Source organism: Lysobacter humi (ex Lee et al. 2017) (assembly GCF_054781815.1).
The window spans coordinates 1-988 of the sequence record NZ_BAAGTR010000011.1; the positions used below are offsets into that span (position 1 = coordinate 1).

The following is a 988-nucleotide window of genomic DNA, read 5'->3' on the forward strand; positions in this document are numbered from 1 at the left end:
CCCCGCAGACGCTGCCGGAGTGCAAGAACGAGCGTAACCGCCGCACCGAGCTCAACGTCCAGAACTCGTAAGGCATCACCGCTCCGCTGTACACGAAGCCCGGCATCTCGCCGGGCTTCGTCTAACGGCACGCCGTTCGTCGGAAGCCGTGTGTTAAGCCTTGTTAACAAATACGGCCGGTCGTGCAATGATTCAGGCCGGCCTGTTCAGGACCGTCCTGGCCGCCACTGACTTCGAGGAGTTCCAATGAAGATCCGCATGCTGAGCACCGCCCTGCTCGCCGGCCTGGCGTTCGCCCAGGTCGCCGGCGCCCAGGAGTTCGACGACCGCTGGTACCTGACCGGCTCGACCGGTTTCAACCTTCAGGACGCCGATCGCCAGACCAACAACGCGCCGTTCGTCGCGCTCGGCGCAGGCAAGATGGTGAGCCCGAACTGGTCGCTCGACGTCCAGCTCGACTACCAGAACCCGCGCTTCACCGCGAACCAGGATCTCTGGTGGAGCCAGTACGGCATCTCCGTCGACGCGCGCCGCCACTTCATGGCCGAGGGCCGCAACTGGAATCCGTACATCGTCCTCGGTGCAGGCGCACAGCGCGTCGAGGAAGAGTTCAACGCCTTCCCGAGCCCGAACTCGCCTGGCGAGCGTGAGGACACGGCGTTCGCCGGCAAGATCGGCGCGGGCATCCAGTCGAACGCGGGTCCGATCCGCGTTCGCACCGAGCTGGCCTACCGCCTCGTCGCGGACGACTCCAGCATCGCCAACCCGGAAGAAGACTGGTTCGGCGACCTGCTGGCCTCGGTCGGTGTCGTCTTCCCGCTGGGCCCGGAGGCCGTCGAGGCTCCGCCGGCCGCCCCGGCCCCGACGTGCGCCGACAAGGACGACGACGGTGACGGCGTCAACAACTGCGACGACAAGTGCCCGGGTTCGCAGGCGGGCCAGGCGATCGGTCCGGACGGCTGCCCGGTGCCGGTGACGATCGACCTGC

At 67.3% G+C, this 988-nt stretch carries 1 protein-coding gene; it reads left to right on the top strand.

The window, feature by feature from the left end; genetic code table 11:
* Positions 1–246 precede the first annotated feature (246 nt).
* On the top strand, positions 247–988 hold a 742-nt coding region (locus tag ACYVJJ_RS11010), incomplete at its 3' end, for an outer membrane beta-barrel protein (protein WP_460833556.1).